The sequence below is a fragment of the Streptomyces profundus genome, from assembly GCF_020740535.1.
Lineage (GTDB): Bacteria > Actinomycetota > Actinomycetes > Streptomycetales > Streptomycetaceae > Streptomyces > Streptomyces profundus.
Map to the genome: position 1 here is coordinate 2,118,401 of NZ_CP082362.1, position 20,539 is coordinate 2,138,939.

At 73.7% G+C, this 20,539-nt stretch carries 22 protein-coding genes and 2 pseudogenes; 13 read left to right on the forward strand and 11 right to left on the reverse strand.

The features are described 5' to 3' along the window. Positions 1-99: 99 nt before the first annotated feature. The 7 genes and pseudogenes from K4G22_RS09080 (at position 100) to K4G22_RS09110 (ending at position 4,628) form a co-directional block, all read left to right on the forward strand. Positions 100-351 carry a hypothetical protein gene (locus K4G22_RS09080; RefSeq protein WP_228079374.1) on the forward strand — a complete coding sequence of 84 codons (252 nt, stop codon included), beginning with the start codon at positions 100-102 and terminating at the stop codon, positions 349-351. A gap of 134 nt (positions 352-485) precedes the next feature. Next, positions 486-1,112 (forward strand): TetR/AcrR family transcriptional regulator, encoded by a 627-nt coding sequence (locus K4G22_RS09085; RefSeq protein WP_228079375.1) that lies wholly within the window; start codon positions 486-488, stop codon positions 1,110-1,112. A gap of 139 nt (positions 1,113-1,251) precedes the next feature. Further along, positions 1,252-1,461, forward strand: a pseudogene (locus tag K4G22_RS09090) (DUF3107 domain-containing protein); the annotation flags it as partial. A 62-nt stretch (positions 1,462-1,523) separates the two neighbouring features. After that, positions 1,524-2,495, forward strand: coding sequence for a DMT family transporter (locus K4G22_RS09095; protein ID WP_228079376.1), 972 nt, complete (start codon positions 1,524-1,526; stop codon positions 2,493-2,495). Continuing rightward, positions 2,464-3,072, forward strand: coding sequence for a suppressor of fused domain protein (locus K4G22_RS09100; RefSeq protein ID WP_228079377.1), 609 nt, complete (start codon positions 2,464-2,466; stop codon positions 3,070-3,072). The genes K4G22_RS09095 and K4G22_RS09100 overlap by 32 nt, the downstream gene beginning before the upstream one ends. A gap of 43 nt (positions 3,073-3,115) precedes the next feature. After that, the gene (locus tag K4G22_RS09105) at positions 3,116-3,754 is read left to right on the forward strand and encodes a DUF6758 family protein (protein WP_228079378.1); all 639 of its coding nucleotides are present in this window, start codon (positions 3,116-3,118) and stop codon (positions 3,752-3,754) included. Positions 3,755-3,785: 31 nt separating this feature from the next. Then, complete coding sequence (locus K4G22_RS09110) at positions 3,786-4,628, forward strand: PHP domain-containing protein (RefSeq protein ID WP_228079379.1); 843 nt, start codon at positions 3,786-3,788, stop codon at positions 4,626-4,628. On the opposite strand, the gene K4G22_RS09115 is transcribed toward K4G22_RS09110, so the two are convergent. After that, positions 4,618-5,502: an alpha/beta fold hydrolase gene (locus tag K4G22_RS09115; protein ID WP_228079380.1), complete on the reverse strand. Its 885-nt coding sequence runs from the start codon at positions 5,500-5,502 to the stop codon at positions 4,618-4,620. The two genes, K4G22_RS09110 and K4G22_RS09115, sit on opposite strands and share 11 nt — an antisense overlap. A gap of 71 nt (positions 5,503-5,573) precedes the next feature. Further along, positions 5,574-7,194, reverse strand: a pseudogene (locus tag K4G22_RS09120) (DEAD/DEAH box helicase). A 512-nt stretch (positions 7,195-7,706) separates the two neighbouring features. Between K4G22_RS09120 and K4G22_RS09125 the strand changes: the two are divergent. Continuing rightward, on the forward strand, positions 7,707-8,495 hold the full coding sequence (locus K4G22_RS09125) for a ferritin-like fold-containing protein (RefSeq protein ID WP_228079381.1): 789 nt from the start codon (positions 7,707-7,709) through the stop codon (positions 8,493-8,495). A gap of 25 nt (positions 8,496-8,520) precedes the next feature. Next, positions 8,521-9,054 carry a hypothetical protein gene (locus K4G22_RS09130; protein ID WP_228079382.1) on the forward strand — a complete coding sequence of 178 codons (534 nt, stop codon included), beginning with the start codon at positions 8,521-8,523 and terminating at the stop codon, positions 9,052-9,054. A gap of 17 nt (positions 9,055-9,071) precedes the next feature. On the opposite strand, the gene K4G22_RS09135 is transcribed toward K4G22_RS09130, so the two are convergent. After that, positions 9,072-9,776 (reverse strand): hypothetical protein, encoded by a 705-nt coding sequence (locus K4G22_RS09135; RefSeq protein ID WP_228079383.1) that lies wholly within the window; start codon positions 9,774-9,776, stop codon positions 9,072-9,074. Between the two features lie 167 nt (positions 9,777-9,943). Here K4G22_RS09135 and K4G22_RS09140 point away from each other — a divergent pair, with 167 nt between their 5' ends. Further along, on the forward strand, positions 9,944-11,119 hold the full coding sequence (locus K4G22_RS09140; protein WP_228079384.1) for an Mrp/NBP35 family ATP-binding protein: 1,176 nt from the start codon (positions 9,944-9,946) through the stop codon (positions 11,117-11,119). Between the two features lie 78 nt (positions 11,120-11,197). On the opposite strand, the gene K4G22_RS09145 is transcribed toward K4G22_RS09140, so the two are convergent. The 5 genes from K4G22_RS09145 to sigE form a co-directional block, all read right to left on the reverse strand. Further along, the gene (locus K4G22_RS09145) at positions 11,198-11,881 is read right to left on the reverse strand and encodes a hypothetical protein (RefSeq protein WP_228079385.1); all 684 of its coding nucleotides are present in this window, start codon (positions 11,879-11,881) and stop codon (positions 11,198-11,200) included. A 131-nt stretch (positions 11,882-12,012) separates the two neighbouring features. Further along, entirely contained in the window at positions 12,013-12,618 is a 606-nt protein-coding gene (locus K4G22_RS09150) for a sec-independent translocase (protein WP_425336636.1), read from the reverse strand. Positions 12,619-12,751: 133 nt separating this feature from the next. Then, positions 12,752-14,251, reverse strand: a complete 1,500-nt coding sequence (locus tag K4G22_RS09155; protein ID WP_425336787.1) for a S1C family serine protease — start codon at positions 14,249-14,251, stop codon at positions 12,752-12,754. A gap of 71 nt (positions 14,252-14,322) precedes the next feature. Beyond that, on the reverse strand, positions 14,323-15,201 hold the full coding sequence (locus tag K4G22_RS09160; protein WP_228079387.1) for an anti-sigma factor family protein: 879 nt from the start codon (positions 15,199-15,201) through the stop codon (positions 14,323-14,325). Next, positions 15,198-16,007 (reverse strand): RNA polymerase sigma factor SigE, encoded by an 810-nt coding sequence (gene sigE / locus K4G22_RS09165; RefSeq protein ID WP_228079388.1) that lies wholly within the window; start codon positions 16,005-16,007, stop codon positions 15,198-15,200. Before sigE ends, K4G22_RS09160 begins: the two co-directional genes overlap by 4 nt. A gap of 138 nt (positions 16,008-16,145) precedes the next feature. On the opposite strand from sigE, the gene K4G22_RS09170 reads away from it, so the two are divergent. After that, a complete protein-coding gene (locus K4G22_RS09170) occupies positions 16,146-16,856 on the forward strand; it encodes an O-methyltransferase (protein ID WP_228084013.1) in 711 nt (236 codons plus the stop codon). A 90-nt stretch (positions 16,857-16,946) separates the two neighbouring features. Here K4G22_RS09170 and K4G22_RS09175 read toward each other — a convergent pair whose 3' ends face one another. Next, entirely contained in the window at positions 16,947-17,114 is a 168-nt protein-coding gene (locus K4G22_RS09175) for a DUF3117 domain-containing protein (RefSeq protein ID WP_019434894.1), read from the reverse strand. Between the two features lie 218 nt (positions 17,115-17,332). Between K4G22_RS09175 and K4G22_RS09180 the strand changes: the two genes are divergently transcribed. Continuing rightward, on the forward strand, positions 17,333-18,118 hold the full coding sequence (locus K4G22_RS09180; protein ID WP_228079389.1) for an enoyl-CoA hydratase/isomerase family protein: 786 nt from the start codon (positions 17,333-17,335) through the stop codon (positions 18,116-18,118). 213 nt (positions 18,119-18,331) lie between these two features. Here the strand turns inward: K4G22_RS09180 and K4G22_RS09185 are convergent, their stop codons facing one another. Continuing rightward, a complete protein-coding gene (locus tag K4G22_RS09185) occupies positions 18,332-18,685 on the reverse strand; it encodes a DivIVA domain-containing protein (RefSeq protein ID WP_228079390.1) in 354 nt (117 codons plus the stop codon). A gap of 132 nt (positions 18,686-18,817) precedes the next feature. On the opposite strand from K4G22_RS09185, the gene folP reads away from it, so the two are divergent. Then, positions 18,818-19,678: a dihydropteroate synthase gene (gene folP, locus K4G22_RS09190; RefSeq protein ID WP_228079391.1), complete on the forward strand. Its 861-nt coding sequence runs from the start codon at positions 18,818-18,820 to the stop codon at positions 19,676-19,678. A gap of 15 nt (positions 19,679-19,693) precedes the next feature. Here the strand turns inward: folP and K4G22_RS09195 are convergent, their stop codons facing one another. Then, positions 19,694-20,470 carry an LOG family protein gene (locus K4G22_RS09195; protein WP_228079392.1) on the reverse strand — a complete coding sequence of 259 codons (777 nt, stop codon included), beginning with the start codon at positions 20,468-20,470 and terminating at the stop codon, positions 19,694-19,696. Positions 20,471-20,539 lie beyond the last annotated feature (69 nt).

Genomic DNA, 20,539 nt, shown 5'->3' on the forward strand with positions numbered 1-20,539 from the left:
CCGCCGGGCGCGTCGGCCCCCTCGGGTCTCCCCGTTCGCCCCTCGGCCCGCACGCGCCTAGGCTGGAGTTACCCGTCGGTCATCCGGAGGTGACGAACCATGACCCAGGAGCCAACCGACCCCGAGTCCCTCGACGAGTTCCTCGACGAGACAGCGGACCCGGACACCTACGAAGCCGGCTCGGAGGAGGTCTCCGACGAGGCGCCCCCAGAGGACGCCGCCGAGCAGCGCCTTGAGCTGCTGCGACTGCGCGACACCCCGCTCACCGAGCGTGGTCTCGCCGAGAGCGATCCGGCCGACGCGGCCGAGCAGTCCCGTGTCGTGGACCCGGGAGATGACGAGTACCGCTGAGCCGCGGTGTCCACAGAGTGAAATCATCCCCACACGATGCACGCTGTGCGACGACTCGAACGTACGATGACCGCACGGGGTACCACACGAACGGCGCCACAGCGCGCAACCAGAGAAGCAGCCCGGGAGGCGGCGTGACAGCCACTGAGCAGACCGAGGCGCGCCCACGTGGCACCCGCCTGCCGCGCCGAGCCCGCCGCAACCAGCTGTTGGGCGCGGCCCAGGAAGTGTTCGTCGCGCAGGGTTACCACGCGGCGGCCATGGACGACATCGCCGAGCGCGCCGGGGTGAGCAAGCCGGTCCTCTACCAGCACTTCCCCGGGAAGCAGGAGCTGTATCTGGCGCTGCTCGACCAGCACTGCGAGGCGCTGGTCGCCGCGGTGCGCCAGGCGCTGGCGTCGACCAACGACAACAAGCTGCGGGTCGCCGCCGCCATGGACGCCTACTTCGCCTTCGTCGAGCACGAGGGCGGCGCCTTCCGGCTGGTCTTCGAGTCGGATCTGACCAACGAGCCCTCGGTGCGCGAGCGGGTGGACCAGGTCTCCCTGGACTGCGCCGAGCTGGTCTGCGCGGTGATCGCCGAGGACACCGACCTGCCGCACGAGCAGGCCATGCTGCTGGCGGTCAGCCTCTGCGGAATGGCGCAGGTCACGGCCAGACACTGGCTGAGCACCGGGCAGAAGGTGCCACGCGAGGTGGCCCACGGGCTGATCGCGTCACTCGCCTGGCGCGGCATCGCCGGCTTCCCGATCCAGCACTGAGGCACGGGCCGGCGGCGGCGCCCAACTGTTCGCTCAGGGCGTGGCAGATCCGCGACGGCCATCGGGTTCACGCGGCTAACCTGTGCTGCAGTACGGCGCGGACCATCGCGCACGTGGATGACCAGCGGAGGGACAAGCCGTGGAGATCAAGATCGGCGTACAGCACACGCCGCGCGAGATCGTTCTTGACAGCGGACAGTCTGCCGAGGAGGTGGAGAGCGCGGTCGCTGACGCCCTCTCCGGCACCGGCAAGTTGCTCACCCTGGTCGATGTGCAGGGCCGCAAGGTAGTGGTCCCCGGGGATCGTCTCGCCTATGTGGAGATCGGTCGGCCGACCAGCCGCCGTCTGGTGTGTCAGTGCCCCCGCCTACGCTGGGTACCGGTCGTCACAGCCGCGTGGAGGAGGTTCGGGTGCGTGCCATCGCCGCCGAGGCGCCCGCGGGACGCCACACCCTGGACGGGCTGCTGCTGGCCACGGCGATCGTCGGGATCTCCCTCTCGGGGCCGCTGATCGCCACGGTGGCGGCGCCGGCGCTGGCCATAGCCCTCTGGCGGAACGCGCTCGCGGTCGCCTCGCTGACGCCGGCGCTGCTGCGCCGCTCGGTCCGGCGGGAGCTGGGCCGCCTCAGCCGGCGCACGGTGCTGCTCTCGATCGCCGCCGGCGGCGCGCTGGCGGCGCACTTCGCGCTCTGGCTGCCCAGCCTGCGGCTCACCTCCGTGGCCTCTTCGGTCGCGCTGGTCACCACCACCCCGATCTGGACCACGGTGCTGCTGCGGCTGCTCGGCCACCGGCCGCCCCGCCTCGTGTGGTGGGGCACGCTGCTCTCCTTCTCCGGGGTGCTGCTGCTCACCGGCGTCGATCTGGCGATATCGGGCCGGGCGCTCGCCGGGGACGCGCTGGCGCTGGGCGGCGGGTTGGCCGGCGCCGTCTATGTGCTGATCGGCGCCGAGGTGCGCCGCACCACGAGCACCACCAGCTACACGCTGCTCTGCTACACCGCCGCGGCGGTGCCCCTGCTGGGCGCCGCCCTGGCCACCGGCGCCGAGCTCACCGGCTACTCCGCCGAGACATGGGGCAAGCTGCTGCTGTTGACGGTCGCCTCCCAGTTGCTCGGCCACTCCCTGCTCAACCGGGTGGTCCGTGGCCTCGGCCCCTCGATCACCTCCACCGCGATCCTGTTGGAGACGCCGGGGGCCGCGGTGATCGCCGCCGTCTGGCTGGGGCAGCTGCCGCCGCCCGCCGCCTATCCCGCGCTGGCCGTGATCCTGCTCGGCCTGGTCCTGGTCATCAGGGCCGAGCGCGCCGGCACCGCTCCGCCCGCCCCACCCGCCCCGTCGAGAGAGCCGCCCCGTGCCCACACCACCCCCCGCGCCCCCGCTTGACCTGGTCGCCGCGCGGCTGCGTTCGGCGCTCGGCGAGCCGGACGCCAGCGCCTCGGTCACCTTCCTCGGCACCGAGCGGATCGAGGTGCTGCGCTTCGCCGACGCGTCCGCGGGGCTGGTCCGCTATGCCACGCTCGGCATGTCGGCCGCGCCGATGGCCGATCCGACGTCGACACTCGCCGATCCCGAGCGCGGCCCGCGCGCCGAGCTGCTGCTGACCCTGCGCGGCGGGCTCGCCCCCACCGACCAGGCGCTGCGCGCGCTGGCCACGTTCGCCGCCACGCCCCAGGTGGAGGGGCTGGTGGTGGCGCCGGGCGGCTCGCTCGACCTGGGCCAACCGCTGTGGCCCGACGCCCCGTTCCACTCGGTGCTGGTCGGCGAGGGCGGCGGCCTGGTGCCCGACCTCGAACTGCCGGAGCCGCTCTCCCCGGTGCGGTTCCTGCCGCTGCTGCCGATGACGCCCAACGAGGCGGCCTGGAAACGCGCGCGCGGAGCCGAGGCGCTTCAGGAGCGTTGGCTGTCCCAGGGCACAGATCTCAGAGATCCCACCCGAATGGCGGTTTCGCTCGCTGAGTGAACCAGCTTGACGGGGGCGCGCGGCGGCGCGACTGTAGGTGCCCATGAGGGGCGAACCGAGTTGCCCGAAGTGCGGTGGCCGGGTACGGGCGCCGGGGCTCTTCGCGGACTCGTGGCGGTGCGCCTCCCACGGCGCCGTCCACCCGTTGCAACCCGTGGTACCACCCAGCGCGCCCTCCCTCGGGGCGGTGGCCAACCGGAGCCGGGTCCCGGTCTGGATGCCCTGGCCGCTGCCCGTCGGCTGGCTCTTCACCGGGGTCACCAGCGCCGGCTCGGACGGCGCCGGCGCCCGGGCCACGGTGCTGGCCTGCCGCGGCCCCGGGCCGCTCGGCGGCTCGGGTGAGCTGCTGCTGGTCGCCGAGGAGTCAGGCGTCGGCCTCGGCGCCCGCTTCGCCGGCGTGCCGGAGCCGGACCCCGACGCGGACCGAACCGACGAGTCCGTCAGCGAGGTCAGGGTGGTGGCCGCCGGCCGCCCCACCTCCCTGCGCCAGCCGCGCGGCGCCCCGGACGACCGGACGGTCTTCGTCGGCGAGTCCCTGGGCGTCCGGCTCTGGGCGGTGATCTGGCCCGAGCGCTCCGGGCTGACCGTCGACGAGGAGCTCGTCCTGGCCGACCTGCGCGAGGCGGGCTCCGATCTCGACCTGGTCCCCTGCGGGGCGCTCTCCCCCCGGCTGCTGGAGTGACCGCACCCGTCCGGCGGCTATCCTGGGCCACGTGCGCATCGACCTGCACACCCATTCCACCGCGTCCGACGGCACCGACTCGCCCGCCGAGCTCGTGCTGGCGGCTGCCGCCGCCGGGCTCGACATCGTGGCGCTCACCGACCACGACACCGTCGCCGGCCACCGCGAGGCCGCCGAGGCGCTGCCCCCCGGGCTGACCCTGGTGCCGGGCGCCGAGCTGTCCTGCCGCCTCGACGGCGTCAGCCTCCACATGCTGGCCTACCTCTTCGACCCCGACGAGCCCCGACTCGCCGCCGAACGCGCCCTGTTGCGCGACGACCGGGTGCCCCGCGCCCAGGCCATCGTCCGCCGCCTCCAGGAGCGCGGCGTCCCGATCAGCTGGGAGCGGGTCCGCGAGCTGGCCCAGGGCACGGTCGGCCGGCCGCATATCGCGGCGGCGATGGTGGAGGCCGGCGTCATCGAGGACGTGTCCGCCGCGTTCACCCTGGAGTGGATCGGGGACGGGGGCCGCGCCCACGTCGGCAAGCACGAACTGGACGCGTTCGAGGCGATACGGCTGATCCACCAGGCCGGCGGCGTCGCCGTCTTCGCGCACCCGCTCGCCGTCAAACGGGGCAGATGCGTGCCGGAGAGCGCCATCCTGCGCCTGGCCGAGGGCGGCCTGGACGGCGTCGAGGCCGACCACCACGACCACGACCAGCCGACCCGCGACCGGCTCCACGGGATGGCGGCCGACGTCGGCATGCTGGCCACCGGCTCAAGCGACTACCACGGCACGCGCAAGCCCTGCCCGCTCGGCCTCAACACCACGGCGCCCGACGCCTACGCCGCCCTGCTGGAACGCGCCTCGGGCAGCGCCCCGATCACCCGCTGACCGACCCCCAGAACGCCGCCAGCGCGGCGGCCGTGGCGGCCGGGCGCTCCGCGTTGGGCGAGTGCTCGGCACCCTCGATCACGGTGCGGCGCGCCCGCAGCCGCTCCGCCATCAGATCCAGCTCGGACACCGGCCACGCGGCGTCCCGCTCCCCGGACAGCACATGGACCGGCAGCCCCGTCGCCGCCAGCGCCGCCACCCGGTCCGGCTCGTGCCGCAGGGTGCGCCCCGTGTTCCGCAGCTGCCCCGGCGAAGTGGCCAACCACCGGCGGCGCAGGAACTCCCAGGACGCCGAGGTGTCCGCCTTCGGCTGGAGCATCCACCACAGCCGCCGCTGCCCCAGCAGCGGCAGCCCCACCGACAGCGCCCGCGCCCGCCACCGCTGGCCGGCGGCCACCCGGCCGGCCCCCGAGGCCATCAGGGTCAACGACGCGAACGGCACCGGCCCGGCCGCCGCCGACCGCAGCACGGCACCCCGCGCGATCAGACCACCGAGCGAATGCCCCACCAGATGCGGCGCCGACCCAGCCCCCGGGCCAGACCCCGACCCCGACAACGACCCCGACAACGAGTCGGCCTGTGCCAACACGTCCTCGGCCAGCGCGCCAAGTCCATAGGACCGGCGGGCCAGATCGCCCGCCGACTCGTACTGACCGCGCCCGTCCACCGCCACCGCCCGGTAGCCGGCCGCGGCGATCGGCTCCAGGAGCGCGATGAAGTCCTCCTTGCTGCCGGTGAACCCCGGCACCAACAGCACGGTCCCGGCCGGCGGGCCGCCGGGCTCGATGTCCAACACGGCGAACTCACCCCGCCGGGTGGCCAACGGGTACGCCCGCACGCCCGGCGGCGGCACCAGAAACGGCGGTCTGCTCACGCGCAGAACAGTACCGCCCGCCGACCCCCCGGCCGCGCCCAGCCGCCCCTCGGGCCGGAGGGCCGGAGGCTTCACCGAGGGGACAACGGGCGGCGGTCGGTGGCGGGGCCGGCCGCCGAGGCGTCCGCTTCCGTGGGGCCGGAAACGGCGCTGTCCGGTCTCCGGGCCTTGGGGCCGGGGACCGGACAGGTCATGCCTGGTGTGCCTTGGTCGGTCGGGCGAACCGTTCGGGCCGGTGCCCGGTCAGCTGCCCGCCGGGGTGCCGGCGCCGCCTCGGGTGCGGCGGCGACGTCGCCGGGGCGCGCGGGGGGCATCGCCCTCCGCCGCCGCGCCGTCCGCCGCCGCGCCATCCGCCGGGGCGGCGGCCGGGGCAGCCGTCGCGCCGTCGGCGAGGGGCTCGCCGGCCCGGGTGCGGCGACGCTGCCGCTTGGGCCTGGCCGGCCGCTTCGCCGGCGCCTCGGCCGCCGCGCTCTGGCCTCGTCGGCCACCCCGCTTGGCCTGGGGGCCGCCGAGGTCCTCGACCTCCTCGGCGTCAAGCCCCGCCCTGGTGCGCTCGGCGCGCGGCAGGGTGCCTCGGGTGCCCTCGGGGATGCCGAGTTCGGCGAAGAGGTGCGGCGACGTGGAGTACGTCTCCGGCGGGTCGGGGAACGCCAGCACCAGCGCCTTGTTGATCAGCTGCCAGCGCGGGATGTCGTCCCAGTCCACCAGGGTGACGGCGATGCCGGCCGCGCCCGCGCGGCCGGTGCGGCCGATGCGGTGCAGGTAGGTCTTCTCGTCCTCCGGCGTCTGGTAGTTGATCACGTGGGTGACGCCGTCCACATCGATGCCGCGAGCGGCGACATCGGTGCAGACCAGCACGTCGACCTTGCCGTTGCGGAAGGCGCGCAGCGCCTGCTCCCTGGCGCCCTGGCCGAGGTCGCCGTGCACCGCGCCGGCGGCGAAGCCGCGGCGGGCGAGCTGGTCGGCCACATCGGCGGCCGTCCGCTTGGTGCGGCAGAAGACCATGGCCAGGCCCCGGCCGTCGGCCTGGAGGATCCGGGCCACCAGCTCGGGCTTGTCCATCGAATGGGCCCGGTAGACGTGCTGGGTGGTGTTCGCCACAGTGGCGCCCTCGTCATCCGGCGCGGTGGCCGTGATGTGGGTGGGCTGGTTCATGTAGCGGCGGGCGAGGCCGATGACCTGGCCCGGCATGGTGGCGGAGAAGAGCATGGTCTGCCGCTTGGCCGGCAGGTGCTCGATGATCTTCTCGACGTCCGGCAGGAAGCCGAGGTCGAGCATCTCGTCGGCCTCGTCCAGCACCAGACTGCGCACGTGGGAGAGGCGCAGCTTGCGCTGTCCCGCCAGGTCGAGCAGCCGGCCCGGGGTGCCGACGACCACGTCGACGCCCTTGTTCAGGGCGTCGACCTGCGGCTCGTAGGCCCGGCCGCCGTAGATGGAGAGCACGCGGACGTTGCGCGCCTTGCCGGCGGTGAGCAGGTCGTTGGTGACCTGCTGACAGAGCTCACGGGTGGGGACGACGACCAACGCCTGGGGGGCGTCCGTGAGCTGGTCGGCCGTGGCGCGGCCGGCCTCGACGTCGGCGGGGACGGTGACGGCCTCCAGCAGCGGCAGGCCGAAGCCGAGGGTCTTGCCCGTGCCGGTCTTGGCCTGCCCGATGACGTCCTTGCCCGCCAGGGCGACGGGAAGCGTCATCTCCTGGATGGGGAACGGGCTGACGATGCCGACGGCCTCAAGGGCCTCGGCGGTCTCGGCGAGGATGCCGAGATCTCGAAATGTCGTGGTAGCGGACAGCGTGGTTGCCTCTTCTGTGTGACGCGGCACACGGCGGCGAGGCGGGTCTGCGTACCGCGTCGTTGCCTGGGCGGCCTTGGAGGGCCGGCCAGTCGGCGCGGGACCCGGTCGTCTCGCTCAAGCGCACGCACCGCGCGAGCGGGTCCCTCGGGCCGCGGTCCGTGCGGGGCGCACGATCCGCGTGAGGGCTGGTCAAGTCGGAGCCGATCGGGCCACCGACCGGACATCCGCAGGGGCCCTGGGGCTCCGCATTACCCGGGCCCAGGAGACTCCAGCTTGGAATGGGACCCACCGCATCCGGGCGAGCCTCTATAGCACTGTACCTCGGAACCACGCACATATGTCAGGCCCCGTTTCGGAGGCGGACTTCCGAGGGTCCCCGGTTCCCTGCCCTGGGACTATTCTCCTTGGCCATGGAGACGCCGCAGAACCCCGACTCAGCCGCAGAACCCGCGGATCCGACCGACGACGCAGCGGAACAGGTCGATACCGCGCAGGCGCCCCCGAGCGGGATCGCCGCGACCGACTGGGCCGAGGCGTCCGCCGACCCCCGGTATCGGGCGGCCGTCGTGGATCTGCTGGGCGCGCTCGCCTACGGGGAGCTGGCCGCCTTCGAGCGGCTGGCCGAGGACGCCAAGCTGGCTCCCGGGCTGACCGACAAGGCGGCCCTGGCCCGGATGGCGACGGCCGAGTTCCAGCACTTCGAGCAGTTGACCGAGCGGCTGCGGGAGATCGACGAGGACCCGACGGACGCGATGCGCCCGTTCGCCGCCCCGCTCGACGAGTTCCACCGGCTGACCGCGCCTTCGGACTGGCTGGAGGGCCTGGTCAAGGCGTATGTGGGGGACGCCATCGCGGCCGACTTCTACCGCGAGGTGGCCTCCCGCCTCGACTCGGACACCCGTCGGCTGGTGCTGGGGGTGCTGGACGACACCGGGCACGCCTCGTTCGCCGTGGAGCGGGTGCGCTCGGCGATCGAGGCCGAGCCCCGGGTGGGTGGCCGGCTGGCGCTGTGGGCGCGGCGGCTGATGGGCGAGGCGCTCTCCCAGGCCCAGCGCGTGGTGGCGGACCGGGACGCGCTCTCCACCATGCTGGTCGGCGGCGTCGCCGACGGCTTCGATCTGGCCGAGATCGGCCGGATGTTCTCCCGGATCACCGAGGCGCACACCAAGCGGATGGCCGCTCTCGGCCTGTCGGCGTAGCGGCTGACGCCGCTAGGCTCGCGCCATGGCGACAGCGGCTGAACCCGGCTTCGACCGGGCCCTGATCGAGGAGTCGGCGAAGAAGTCCGCACTGGTGTGGGTGCGCGGCCCCGAGGGGCCGCCCCGCGCCCTGTGGCATGTCTGGCACGAGGGCGCCGTCTGGCTGGTGGGCGGCCCGGGCGAGCAGCCGCTGGACGGCCTCGGCCTGGCCGACGGGGCGCGGGCCACGGTGAGCTGCCGCAGCAAGGACAAGGGTGGCCGGCTGGTGGTCTGGCCGGCCGAGGTGGCGGAGCCCGCCCCGGACGATCAGGTGAGGGCGGCGGCGGTGGTCGAGCTGGCCACCAAGCGGCTCAACGCGCCGGACACCGCCGCCCTGGCCGAGCGGTGGAACGCGGAGTGCCGGGTGCTGCGGTTCACGCCGGCCGGCGGGACCAGCCAGGGCCCCGGCACGATGCCGGACGACGGCGGCGCGGCGCCGCCCCTGCCGACACCCGCCAGCACCCGGGTGCCGACGCCGACCGGCCTGCCCACCCGCCGCCGGCGCCGGAAGCGCGGCTGACCTCCTCGATCGGGCCGTCACTCGCGCGGCAGCAGCGCGTCCCCGTAGTCGACGATCTCGTCGTCGGCCGGCGGGTGCAGGGTGAAGTCCTCGCCCCAGTCGGTCAGCTTGAGGTCGCCGGCGTCGCCGCCCCTGCGCAGCCGCAGCGGATAGGGCGTGCCGTCCAGGGAGACGTCCAGGGTGCCGCCCGCGCCCTCGGCCGCGTCGAGCTGGATGGTGCGGACCCCGTCCACCTCGCCCTCCTCGCCGGCGGTCCTGGTGCCCTCCATCGTGAGCACCGCCTCCAGCAGCGCGTCCTTCTCGGTGAAGCCGCTCAGCTCGGCGTAGGCCGGGTCGTCCGTGACGACCAGCACGTACTTGCCGTCGAGCTTCTGCGTGGGGTCGGACTCCAGCTCCTCGGGGATGCCCTCGGTCTCCCAGAACGCGGCGTCGGCCCGCATGTACATCTCGTCGCCGACCCGCAGCAGTTCGAAGGTGGCGCCCTCGGCCGAGACCTCGCCCACGGCGCCGTCGGGGCCGAGCCGCATGTCCAGCCGGTAGGAGGCGCCGTCGGCGACCACGGTGCCGGACAGCCGCACGCTGGTGGCCTCGGCCGCCGCCGTCCTGGCGGTCTCCTCGATCTCGTCGGGCGACAGCTCGTCCACGCCGTTGGTCTCCTCCGGCGGCTCCTCGGACGAGCCGCACGCGGATGAGCCGACGAGCAGCGTGACCCCGGACACCACGCCCGCCAGAACCCTGCGCCACCGGGGGTGTGTTGCGGACGCGCGAGCGATCACGGTGGCTGCCTCTCGTCCCGTGGGGCTGATGTGGCGGCAGCGTACCGGGCTCCCCGCGACGCGGGGAAAGGGGCGGTCCCTGTGCCGATCCCGTGCGCCGTACCATCGGGGGCATGGCTACCGATATTCCCCCAGCGCCCGGCGCCACCGGCACCCTGCCCACCGAGGACGATGTGCGGGCCGCGCTGGGGCGGGTGAACGATCCGGAGATCCACCGTCCCATCACGGACCTCGGCATGGTGAAGTCGATCGCCATCGACGCGGACGGCGTCGTCACGGTGGCGATCTATCTCACGATCCAGGGCTGCCCGATGCGCGAGTCCATCACCGCCGAGGTGACGGAGGCCGTGCGGGGCGTCGCCGGCGTGCGGGACGCGCGGGTCGAGCTGGACGTGATGAGCGACGAGCAGCGCAAGGAGCTGGCCAACACGCTCAGGGGCGGCCAGGCCGAACGCGAGGTCCCGTTCGCCCAGCCGGGTTCGTTGACCCGGGTCTACGCGGTCGCCTCGGGCAAGGGCGGCGTCGGCAAGTCGTCGGTCACGGTCAACCTGGCGGCGGCGCTGGCGGCGGACGGGCTGAAGGTCGGCGTGGTGGACGCCGACATCTACGGCCACTCGGTGCCCCGGATGCTGGGCACGGAGGCGCGGCCCACCCAGGTGGAGAACATGATCATGCCGCCCACCGCGCACGGCGTGAAGGTGATCTCCATCGGGATGTTCACGCCGGGCAACGCGCCGGTGGTCTGGCGCGGCCCGATGCTGCACCGGGCGCTTCAGCAGTTCCTCGCCGACGTCTTCTGGGGCGATCTGGATGTGCTGCTGCTCGACCTGCCGCCCGGCACGGGCGATATCGCCATCTCGGTGGCCCAGCTGGTGCCGGGCGCCGAGATCCTGGTGGTGACCACGCCCCAGCAGGCGGCGGCCGAGGTCGCCGAGCGGGCCGGCTCCATCGCGGTGCAGACCCACCAGAAGATCGTCGGGGTGGTGGAGAACATGGCGGGCCTGCCGTGCCCGCACTGCGGCGAGCTGGTGGACGTCTTCGGCACCGGCGGCGGCGAGCGCGTCGCCGAGGGCCTGACGCGGACGACGGGCGCCAAGGTGCCGGTCCTGGGCAGCATCCCGATCGATGTGCGGCTGCGGGAGGGCGGCGACGACGGCCGCCCCGTGGTGCTCTCCGACCCGGACTCGCCGGCGGGCGTCGCGCTGCGCTCGATCGCCTCGGCGCTGGGGGCGCGGCAGCGCGGCCTGGCCGGCATGTCCCTGGGGATCACTCCGCGCGCGAAGTTCTGAGGGGTCTCGGGGGTCTCGGGGGTCCGACGGTTCCGGGGATCCGCCTGGGCCGGGCCTCGGCCCGGCCCAGCTGCGCGGCTAGCCGCGCACCGAGTAGCTCTCGATGTCCTTGATCACGGCGAAGCCGAGGCCATAGGCGCTCATGCCCCGGCCGTAGGCGCCGATGTGCACGCCGTGCGGCGCGGCCCCGGCGAGCACCCAGCCGTACTCCGACTCGCGGTAGTGGAACGAGGTGGGCACCCCGTCCACCGGGAGGGACAGCTCGCTCCAGCCGCTGCTCTCCAGGTCGTCGGCCAACTCCCAGGCGATGGACGTCTGTTGTTCCAGCCAGTCCTGTCGGAGCGCCCGCTCCATCTGGGCCGGCCAGGTGCAGGCCAGCAGCCCGGAGCCGGCCAGCCAGGCCGCTGAGGCCGGCGAGGTGGCCTCCAGCACGCCATGGCCGTCGGGGCTGCGCCGCACCGGCCGCCCCGCGACGGTGACCACGCTGGTGAACCGCTGGTCCTCGTGGCCGAGCTCGGCGCGCAGCGTCGGCTCCTGGCCGTGTCCCGTGGCGCCGTGCTCGACCGAGCCGTCGGCCGCCATGCCGACCTGGGTCAGCCAACGGGGCCCGGTGAACGCGTCGTCCAGCCCGTACCAGGGAAAGTCGGCGGCGAGATAGCCCGCGAGCACCGGGCGGGCCCCCGGCACACCCCGGACCTTGCCCCCACTACCGGAATCGTCACCTGTCGCGTCGTGCGGCTCCGCCCGACTCGTCGTCTCCATGTGCCGACGCCTCCTCATTGCCCTTGTCCTGGGCACACCCCGGACATAGGGAGGATAGCCATCCCGCTACGCGCTGTCGGGCGCGGCCGGTGAGCGGGGGCCGGCATATGCCCCAAAGGGGCTCGATCCAGTCAGGTGGCGTCGAGGTCGAAGGCCGGGGCCTCGGCGGGCGCCGCCTCGGCGGCGGGGGCCGCGGCCCGCGGTGCGTCCGAAGGGGTGGTGTCCTTGGCGAGCCGGTCGGCGCCCTTGCCGAGCTTGACCGTGCCCGCCGGCTCCTGGCCGTCCTTGGCGAGGCTGGTGGTGGGCTTGGCCGCCTCGGCGGTCTGGGCGCCCTGGGCGCTGGACGGCTTGCGCTGCTTGGCGAGGCTGGTGCCGGGGCGGGCCCCGCCCGGCTTGTTGCGCTCGACGGAGGTGCGGCCGTTGATGGCGTCCGTGACCTCCGTCAGCTCCTTGCGCACATCGAGGTCGTTCGCCAGCTCGCGGAGGCCGAGGTCGTCGTTGTCCATCAGGTGCTTCTTGGCGAAGGTCTTCGGGTTGAGGTCCTCGAACTCGAAGTCCTTGAACTCCGGTCCCAACTCCGAGCGGATGTCCTGCTTGGCGTTGTCGGAGAACGCGCGGATCTTCCGAACGAACTGCACCACCTCGCGGATCATGTTGGGCAGCTTTTCCGGACCGAAGACCAGAATGGCCAGGATGATCAGCGTGATGAACTCTAGGGACCCTATATCGAAGAACACCGGACAGCTCCCTCACGCAAACGAGTAGATGGCCACGGTACCCCGGGGTGCCTGGCGGAGGGGAGACCATCGGAACGAGCAACGGGTAAAGGGATGGTTCGGGCACCTCGGGATGCGCGGGACACCGCCTCCGTCAGCCGGCGGACTCGCCGAGCACCACATCCAGCGTCAGCTCCTGATCGCCGCGCTCGATGGTCAGCGTCAGCTGATCCCCGGGGCGGTGGCTGCGGATCTTGATGATCAACTCGTCGGCGCCCAGCACCCGCTGACCGTCGACCGCCGTGATCACATCGCCGTCCCGGACGCCGGCCAGGTCGGCCGGGCTGTCCGGCACCACCGACGGATCGTCCGTGGAGCTGCCGACCCGGGCGCCCTCGCCCGCGTAGCGGGTGTCCAGGGTGACCCCTATCACCGGGTGGGTGGCCCGCCCGGTGTTGATGAGCTGCTCGGCGACATCCTTCGCCTGGTTGATGGGGATGGCGAAGCCGAGGCCGACGCTGCCCGCCTCGGAGCCGCCGTTGTCCACGCTGCGGATCGCGCTGTTGACGCCGATCACCCGACCGTCGGCGTCGGCCAGCGGGCCACCGGAGTTGCCCGGGTTGATCGGCGCGTCCGTCTGGAGGGCGTTCACATAGCTGATGTCGGAGCCGTCCGCCTGCTCGCCGCCGGCGGTGATCGGACGCTCGGTGGCGCTGATGATCCCGGAGGTGACCGTGCCGGCGAGGCCGAACGGGGAGCCGATGGCCACCACCGGATCGCCCACCCGCACCAGATCCGAATCGCCCAGCTCCAGCGGGGTGAGCCCGGAGACACCCGAGACCTTGACGACGGCCAGGTCGTAGCCACCGTGCCCGCCGACCACCTGACCGCTGACCGTGTCCCCGCTGCTGAAGGTGACGTCGACCAGCCGGCTGGCCCCCGAAGCGCCCGTGACGACATGGGAGTTGGTGAGGATATGGCCGCGGTCGTCCAGCACGAAGCCGGTGCCCGACTGGCCGCCGGCGGCGTGCAGCGTGACCACGCCGGGGAGCAGCGCGTTGGCGATGGCGGCGATGCTGCCATCGGGCGCTGCGACGACCTCGCCCGAGGTCTGCGGCAACCGCACCTCGCTGAAGGCGCCGCCCCGCTCCAACTGGACCCCGACCACACCGCCCAGCACCCCGGCCACCAGGGCCAACAGCGCCGCGCCGGCCACCAGCCTGAACGACCTGCCCCGGGAGCGCGGCGGCCTCTCCTGCGACGCGGTCGCGGTCGCGGCCAGCGGCACCGGGGCGGGCACGGGGGCGGAAGCGGCCCAGGGGTTGTAACGGCCGGACGGCCCGTCCGGCGGCGCTGCCGCACCGGACGACGCGGCCAGCGGGGCCGCGCCGCCGAGGCTGCCGCCGTCCGCCGGGGGCGGCAGGCGGACGCCGGCCGGCGGCGTCGGATCGGGGCGCTGCACGGGCGGCGCCGGCGCCCAGGGGCCGGGCTGGCCGTAGGGCGGCGTGCTGTACGGGTCCTCGCTGCCGCTGGCGGCGCCCGAGGCGGCGCCGGCCGGCTCGGCCGGGGAGGCCGCGCCGCGATCGGCGCGGTCGGGCGAGCCCCAGGGATGACCTGGGCCATCCCGCCGCTCGACACCGTTCCCCTTGTCCATGGCCGCCGTCCCCATCGTGTCCGCGCCGTCCTCTTCCCCGGGCTGCATTCAACCAGGTCGATCAGGCGATCTCAGCGCGGACTCACAGCGCCGAGAGCGCTCGGCGTGGTGTGCTCGGGGCGCAGCGGGCCTATGAGCGGCGATGCCGTGGTGACCGGCGGCGTGGCCTCGGGCACCGGAGAGGGGCCGTGGTCCGCCGGAAGACTGCTGCCCAGCAGGGTGAAGTGCCGCACAGGGGAGGCCGAGGGCGCCGCCGGGCCGCCGTCGGCGACCGGCTGGGCGCGCAGCGCCCCGGCCGCCTGGCCCTCGTCGTCGGCGCGCGCCGTCATCGGGCGCGGCCCGCCGCCGGGGGCGACGCCGCTGCCGGCGGTGATGGTGCTCGGGGCGGAGGCGGTGACCGCCGGGCCACCGGCGCCCGCGTTGCTGACCGCGCCGCCGATGGCGAAGGCCGCGAGCGACACCGCGCCCGCGGCGGCGAACGCGATCCGATGGCCGCGGTTCGCCCGGCCGAGCACCGGCGACTCATGTATCCGAAAGCCACGATCCCCGCCGAGGGAGGCGGGGGGCAACAGGGAGGAGCGGCCCCGGCCGCCGGGCAGCATGTCCAGCCGGAACGCGCTCGAACGTTTGGGAGGGGTGCCGGCGGACGGCGGGCCGTCCTCGCCGGGCGGCGGAGGCCCTTCGCCGATGGACCGCGTCGGCTCGACGCTCTCGGCCGGCACGTTCTGCAGCCTGGCCAGCAGGCCGGCGGAAGGCCCGGGGAGCGGACTCGCGGCGAAGGCGCTCTTCAGCCGACGCTGGGCCTCCGCCTCGGTCTTGCAGTGCGCGCAGGTGGCGAGATGGGCCAGCACCCGGTCTCTTCGGTCATGGGACAGCTCGCCGTCCACCAGGGCGGCGAGGCTCTCTCCCAGATGACGGTCCGCGGGGCCGGACTCGGGGACAGCGGTCACTCCATCGCGCCTTCCGCTGCTCCGCAGGCGGCTGGGGCCGCGGCGAGAACCGGATCGGGCGTGGCGTCGCGGGCGGCGCGCTCCCCCGGCGAGCGGTGGCGCAGCGCCTTGCGCAGATGGGAGCGGCCCCGGTGGATACGGCTGCGGACCGTGCCCAGCTTGACGCCGAGGGTGGTGGCGATCTCCTCGTAGCTCAGCCCCTCGATGTCGCAGAGCACCACGGCGGCGCGGAAGTCGGGGGCGAGCGTGTCCAGTGCCTGCTGCACATCGGCGTCGAAGTGGGTGTCGTTGAAGTGCTGTTGGGGCGTGGGCTCCTTGCTGGGCAGCCGGTCGGCCGCGTCGTCGCCGAGGGCGTCGAACCTGATGCGCTGCTTGCGGCGCACCGAGTCCAGGAAGAGGTTGGTGGTGATGCGGTGCAGCCAGCCCTCGAACGTGCCGGGGGTGTAGGTGGACAGCGAGCGGAAGACCCGGACGAAGACCTCCTGGGTGAGGTCCTCCGCGTCGTGCTGGTTGCCCGTGAGCCGGTAGGCCAGGCGGTAGACGCGAGCGCTGTGGGTGCTGACGATCTCCTCCCAGCTGGGGGGAGCCCACCCCTGGCTGTCAGCGCCCGTGCTGAAGGTGGCCACGGCTTTGGTGGTGCCGTCGGCGGTCTCGGTGGTGCCCTGCGCTCGGTCGCTGTCAGCGTTGTCTGTCACGGAATTCGGCCCGCCGAAGGACCACCGGAAGCGCGCGAACACTCCCTGGCCGGTGGACGCGGCCGCACCTCCCCTGTCGGCTCTGGTGGTGTCCAGTGGAGCCCCTACCATAGCCACCTCGCCCGTTAGCTCCGGATAAGCATTTTTGGCCTGCTTTTCCGTGGAGCCCCCGGGCGAGCGCCCGAAGGACCCCCGGAACACCCTGGGGACACAGACCAACTGCCCTGACCAACGTCAGAGGCGGGCATCCTGTTCCCCACCGAAGTCGATACAGTCAAGGCGCGTGACAGACGGGGACAGGAGAGGGCCATTACCGGCAACCGGCTGACGAGCTGGGCGTTCGCCGAGGCGTATGGCGCACCGGACGCCGAAAGCGCCGAGGGCACGGCGTTGGCCTGGGCCCGTGAGCGGGCGCTTGAGGCCGGGGTGCGCGCGGTCTCCCCCGGCACGGGCGACGCGCTGCGGCTGCTGGCCACGGTCTCGGGCGCGCGGGCGGTGGTCGAGATCGGCACCGGCACCGGCGTCTCCGGCATCCACCTGCTGACGGGGATGCGTCCGGAGGCGGTGCTCACCACCGTGGACACCGAGCCCGACCGGCAGCAGTTCGCGCGGCAGGCGTTCCGGTTGGCCGGCTTCCCCGCCAACCGCACCAGGATCATCCCGGGCCACGCCCTCGACGTGCTGCCCCGGCTCACCGACGGCGGCTACGACCTGGTGTTCTGCGACGGCGACCGCCTTGAGTACCTGGACTATCTCGCAGAATCGTTGCGGCTGCTGCGCCCCGGCGGGCTGGTCTGTCTCGCCGGGGTCTTCGCCGGCGGACGCACCGTGGACTCGGCCGCGCAGCCCACTGAGGTGCGCCGGCTGCGGGAGTTGCTGCGCGCCGTCCGGGAGAGCGACCGGCTGGCCCCCGCGCTGCTGCCGGTCGGCGACGGGCTGCTGTGTGCGGCGCATCACTGATCCCCGCACCGGCGGCGACACGACAAACGACGCCGCCCCGGAGGAATTCTCCGGGGCGGCGCCACAGGATCAACGCGGAACGGCGCGGCGTCAGCCGGTTACCTTCTTCAGCTCCTCGTCGAGTGCGACCGCCTCGTCCGGGGTCAGCTCGACAACGAGTCGGCCACCGCCTTCGAGCGGAACGCGCATGATGATGCCCCGCCCCTCCTTGGTCACCTCAAGCGGACCATCGCCCGTCCGCGGCTTCATGGCCGCCATGCTCGTTCCCCTTCCTGAACCAGCTCGTCGCAGCCGATGACGCGAGCGCCGTCGGCGTCGAACACATTGCTTGACTTCATTATCCCGCATGAATGGGTCCCATGACCAACATTGGGCGGTCTCCCTTCGGCAACGCACACACGCAAAACCACTCAATTCGGCGATCGCCCGCTCCTGCGGGGTTCTCCCGACGTGTTCCGCGCGTCATGCTGAGCGGCATGACGGAGACGGTGCTCTACGAGGTGACCGAGAGTCTGGCGACTGTCACACTGAATCGCCCCGAGGCGATGAATGCCCTCAATCACGAGACCAAGGAGGCGCTCCGCGACCGGCTCGCCGAGGCGGCGGCGGATTCGCGAGTGCGGGCGGTTCTGCTCGCCGCAAACGGGCGCGCCTTCTGCGTCGGACAGGACCTCAGGGAACACGCGGCGGCGCTCGAAGGGGACGGCGACCCGCTGGCCACCGTCCGCGCGCACTACTCGCCGATCGCGCGGACGCTGAGCGAAATGCGGAAACCGGTGGTGGCCGCCGTCAACGGAGTGGCGGCGGGCGCGGGTTTCGGTTTCGCTCTGGCCGCCGACTACCGGGTGGTGGCCCGCGGCGCCTCTTTTCACACCGCTTTCGCGGGAATCGGTCTGGCCGCCGACTCCGGCCTCTCCTGGACGCTGCCGCGCACGGTGGGGCGGGCCAGGGCGGCGGAGTTGCTGCTGTTTCCCCGAGCGGTGGAGGCGGCCGAGGCCGAACAGCTCGGACTGGCGCAGCGCGTGGTGCCCGACGAGGAGCTGGCGGCGAGCGCGCGGGCCGTCGCGGTGGAGCTGTCCCGGGGCCCGACGCTCGCCTACGCGGCCCTCAGGGACGCGCTGGACTTCGCGACCGAACACGGTCTGGCGGCGAGCCTGGAGAAGGAGGCGGAGCTCCAGTCCGCGCTCGGCGCCACCCGGGACCACCGCGGCGCCGTCGCCGCCTTCCTCGCCAAGCGGCGGCCCGACTTCGACGGCGCCTGACCGCGCGCCGGCCGGCGCGGCGGGCCCCGCCGACCCACCCGGACGAGGGCGCGACCGCTCGGCCGGCGCGGCGAGCCCGTTCGGGCAGACCCGGTCAGGCCGGAACCCGATCCGGACCGCCCGCCGGCACCGGCGGTCATCGACCGAGCCAGGGCGGTGGGGCAGGGCGCCCCGCTCGGGGCCGGCGCGCCGGGGTGCGCCGGGGTGGGCCGGTCAGGGGTGGGGGTCGGAGGTGGGGGGTGGCGCCTGGGTGGACTGGGCCTGGCCGAGCGCGTGTTGGAGGTCGGCGATGCGGGCGTCGCGTTCGGCCAGCTCGGCGGCGAGCCGATCGAGCACGTCGTCCACCTCGGCCATGCGGTAGCCGCGCGGGGCGACCGGGAGGCGGACGCGCACCACGTCGGCCGGCGCCAGCGGCCGGTCCAGCGGCAGCGGATCGGCCGGCCGGTCGGGCTCGACGTCCCGCAGCCCGCCGGTGGCCGGCGCGCCCGTGCCGTCGCCGCTGCTGAGCACCGCCAGCGTCACCGCCGCGATCACCACGACCATCGCGACCATCAAGAACCAGAACACCGTGATCTCCCCTGTGTGTGCCTCCTCGGAGTCTCCCATGGGGCACCGACACCGCTGGGCAGGTAGGTTCGGAGGTCGGGCACCCCCGAAGACCCGTGGGGCGCCGGGCCGGGAGAGGGAGAGCTGAGCAGCGTGTTGCGCCTGGGGACGCGGGAGTTCGCCGCCGACGAGCCGGTGATCATGGCGATCGTCAACCGGACGCCCGACTCCTTCTACGACCAGGGCGCCACCTTCCAGGAGCGGGCCGCGCTGGAGCGGGTGGACCGCGCGGTGGACGAGGGCGCGGCGATCATCGACATCGGCGGGGTCAAGGCGGGTCCTGGCGCCGAGGTGGACGCGGCGGAGGAGATCCGCCGCACCGCGGGCTTCGTCGCCGAGGTGCGGTCCCGGCACCCCGAGGTGGTGATCAGCGTGGACACCTGGCGGCACGAGGTGGCGGACGCGGCCTGCGCCGAGGGTGCCGATCTGCTCAACGACGCCTGGGGCGGCGTCGATCCGAAGCTGGCCGAGGTGGCCGCCCGGCACGGCGTCGGGCTGGTCTGCACGCACGCGGGCGGCGCCAGGCCGCGCACCCGTCCGCACCGGGTGCGGTACGACGATGTGATGGCGGACATCCTGCGGGTCACCGTCGGCCTCGCGGAGCGCGCGGTGGCGCTCGGGGTGCGCGGGGACGCGGTGTTGATCGATCCCGGGCACGACTTCGGGAAGTCGACGCGGCACTCCCTGGAGGCCACCAGGCGGCTGGGCGAGATGGCGGCCCAGGGCTGGCCGGTGCTGGTCTCGCTCTCCAACAAGGACTTCGTCGGGGAGACGCTCGACCGGCCGGTCAAGGAGCGGCTGATCGGCACGCTGGCGACCACCGCGATCTCGGCCTGGCTGGGTGCCCGGGTCTACCGGGTGCACGAGGTGGCCGAGACCCGGCAGGTGTTGGAGATGGTGGCCTCGATCGCGGGGCACCGCCCGCCGGCGGTGGCCAGGCGGGGCCTGGCCTGACCGCCGGCCGGGTGGTCAGGGCTTGGTGACCAGGCGGATGGCCTCCTCCACGTCGTCCGTGATCCGGAACAGCTCCTCGTCGCGCGGGGACGCCTTGCCCTGCGCGATCACGGTGTCCCGGAGCCAGTCGGCGAGGCCGCCCCAGTAGGCCGAGCCGAAGAGGACGATCGGGAAGCGGGTCACCTTCTGGGTCTGGACCAGGGTGAGCGCCTCGAACAGCTCGTCCATGGTGCCGAGGCCGCCGGGCAGCACCAGGAAGCCCTGGGCGTACTTGACGAACATCGTCTTGCGGACGAAGAAGTAGCGGAAGTTGATCCCGACGTCCACATAGGGGTTGAGGCCCTGCTCGAAGGGCAGCTCGATGCCCAGCCCGACGGAGACCCCGCCGGCCTCGCTGGCGCCGAGGTTGGCCGCCTCCATGGCGCCGGGGCCGCCGCCGGTGATCACCGCGAAGCCCTCCTCGGCCAGGCCCTGGCCGATCTGCCGCGCGGTCTCGTACTCGGGCGCGCCCGGCCTGGTCCTGGCGGAGCCGAAGACGCAGACGGCCGGGCCGAGTTCGGCGAGCGCGCCGAAGCCCTCGACGAACTCGGACTGGATGCGCAGCACCCGCCAGGGGTCCTGGTGGACCCAGTCCGAAGGCCCTCGTGAGTCCAGCAGACGTTGGTCGGCCGTGCCGACCGTCACCTGGGCCCGGCGGCGCACCACCGGGCCGAGCCGCTGCTCGCGCGGCTCGTCGACGGCCGATCGCCGCTGGTCTCCCGGGTCCCCACCCGTGGGCTGTGCGCTGCTCATGGCGCGCTCCTCACCTAATCGTCGCTGTTCCATAGGTCACATGGGCTTGCTGGGCTCTTGCTGGAGTAG

What these genes read in the sequence shown, in the direction of transcription:
- K4G22_RS09080 (WP_228079374.1), top strand. Translation starts at nt 100, where the DNA reads ATGACCCAGGAGCCAACCGACCCCGAGTCCCTCGACGAGTTCCTCGAC.
- K4G22_RS09105 (WP_228079378.1), top strand. Translation starts at nt 3,116, where the DNA reads ATGAGGGGCGAACCGAGTTGCCCGAAGTGCGGTGGCCGGGTACGGGCG.
- K4G22_RS09125 (WP_228079381.1), top strand. Translation starts at nt 7,707, where the DNA reads ATGGAGACGCCGCAGAACCCCGACTCAGCCGCAGAACCCGCGGATCCG.
- K4G22_RS09130 (WP_228079382.1), top strand. Translation starts at nt 8,521, where the DNA reads ATGGCGACAGCGGCTGAACCCGGCTTCGACCGGGCCCTGATCGAGGAG.
- K4G22_RS09140 (WP_228079384.1), top strand. Translation starts at nt 9,944, where the DNA reads ATGGCTACCGATATTCCCCCAGCGCCCGGCGCCACCGGCACCCTGCCC.
- K4G22_RS09145 (WP_228079385.1), bottom strand. Translation starts at nt 11,881, where the DNA reads ATGGAGACGACGAGTCGGGCGGAGCCGCACGACGCGACAGGTGACGAT.
- K4G22_RS09155 (WP_425336787.1), bottom strand. Translation starts at nt 14,251, where the DNA reads ATGGACAAGGGGAACGGTGTCGAGCGGCGGGATGGCCCAGGTCATCCC.
- sigE (WP_228079388.1), bottom strand. Translation starts at nt 16,007, where the DNA reads ATGGTAGGGGCTCCACTGGACACCACCAGAGCCGACAGGGGAGGTGCG.
- K4G22_RS09175 (WP_019434894.1), bottom strand. Translation starts at nt 17,114, where the DNA reads ATGGCGGCCATGAAGCCGCGGACGGGCGATGGTCCGCTTGAGGTGACC.
- K4G22_RS09180 (WP_228079389.1), top strand. Translation starts at nt 17,333, where the DNA reads ATGACGGAGACGGTGCTCTACGAGGTGACCGAGAGTCTGGCGACTGTC.
- K4G22_RS09195 (WP_228079392.1), bottom strand. Translation starts at nt 20,470, where the DNA reads ATGAGCAGCGCACAGCCCACGGGTGGGGACCCGGGAGACCAGCGGCGA.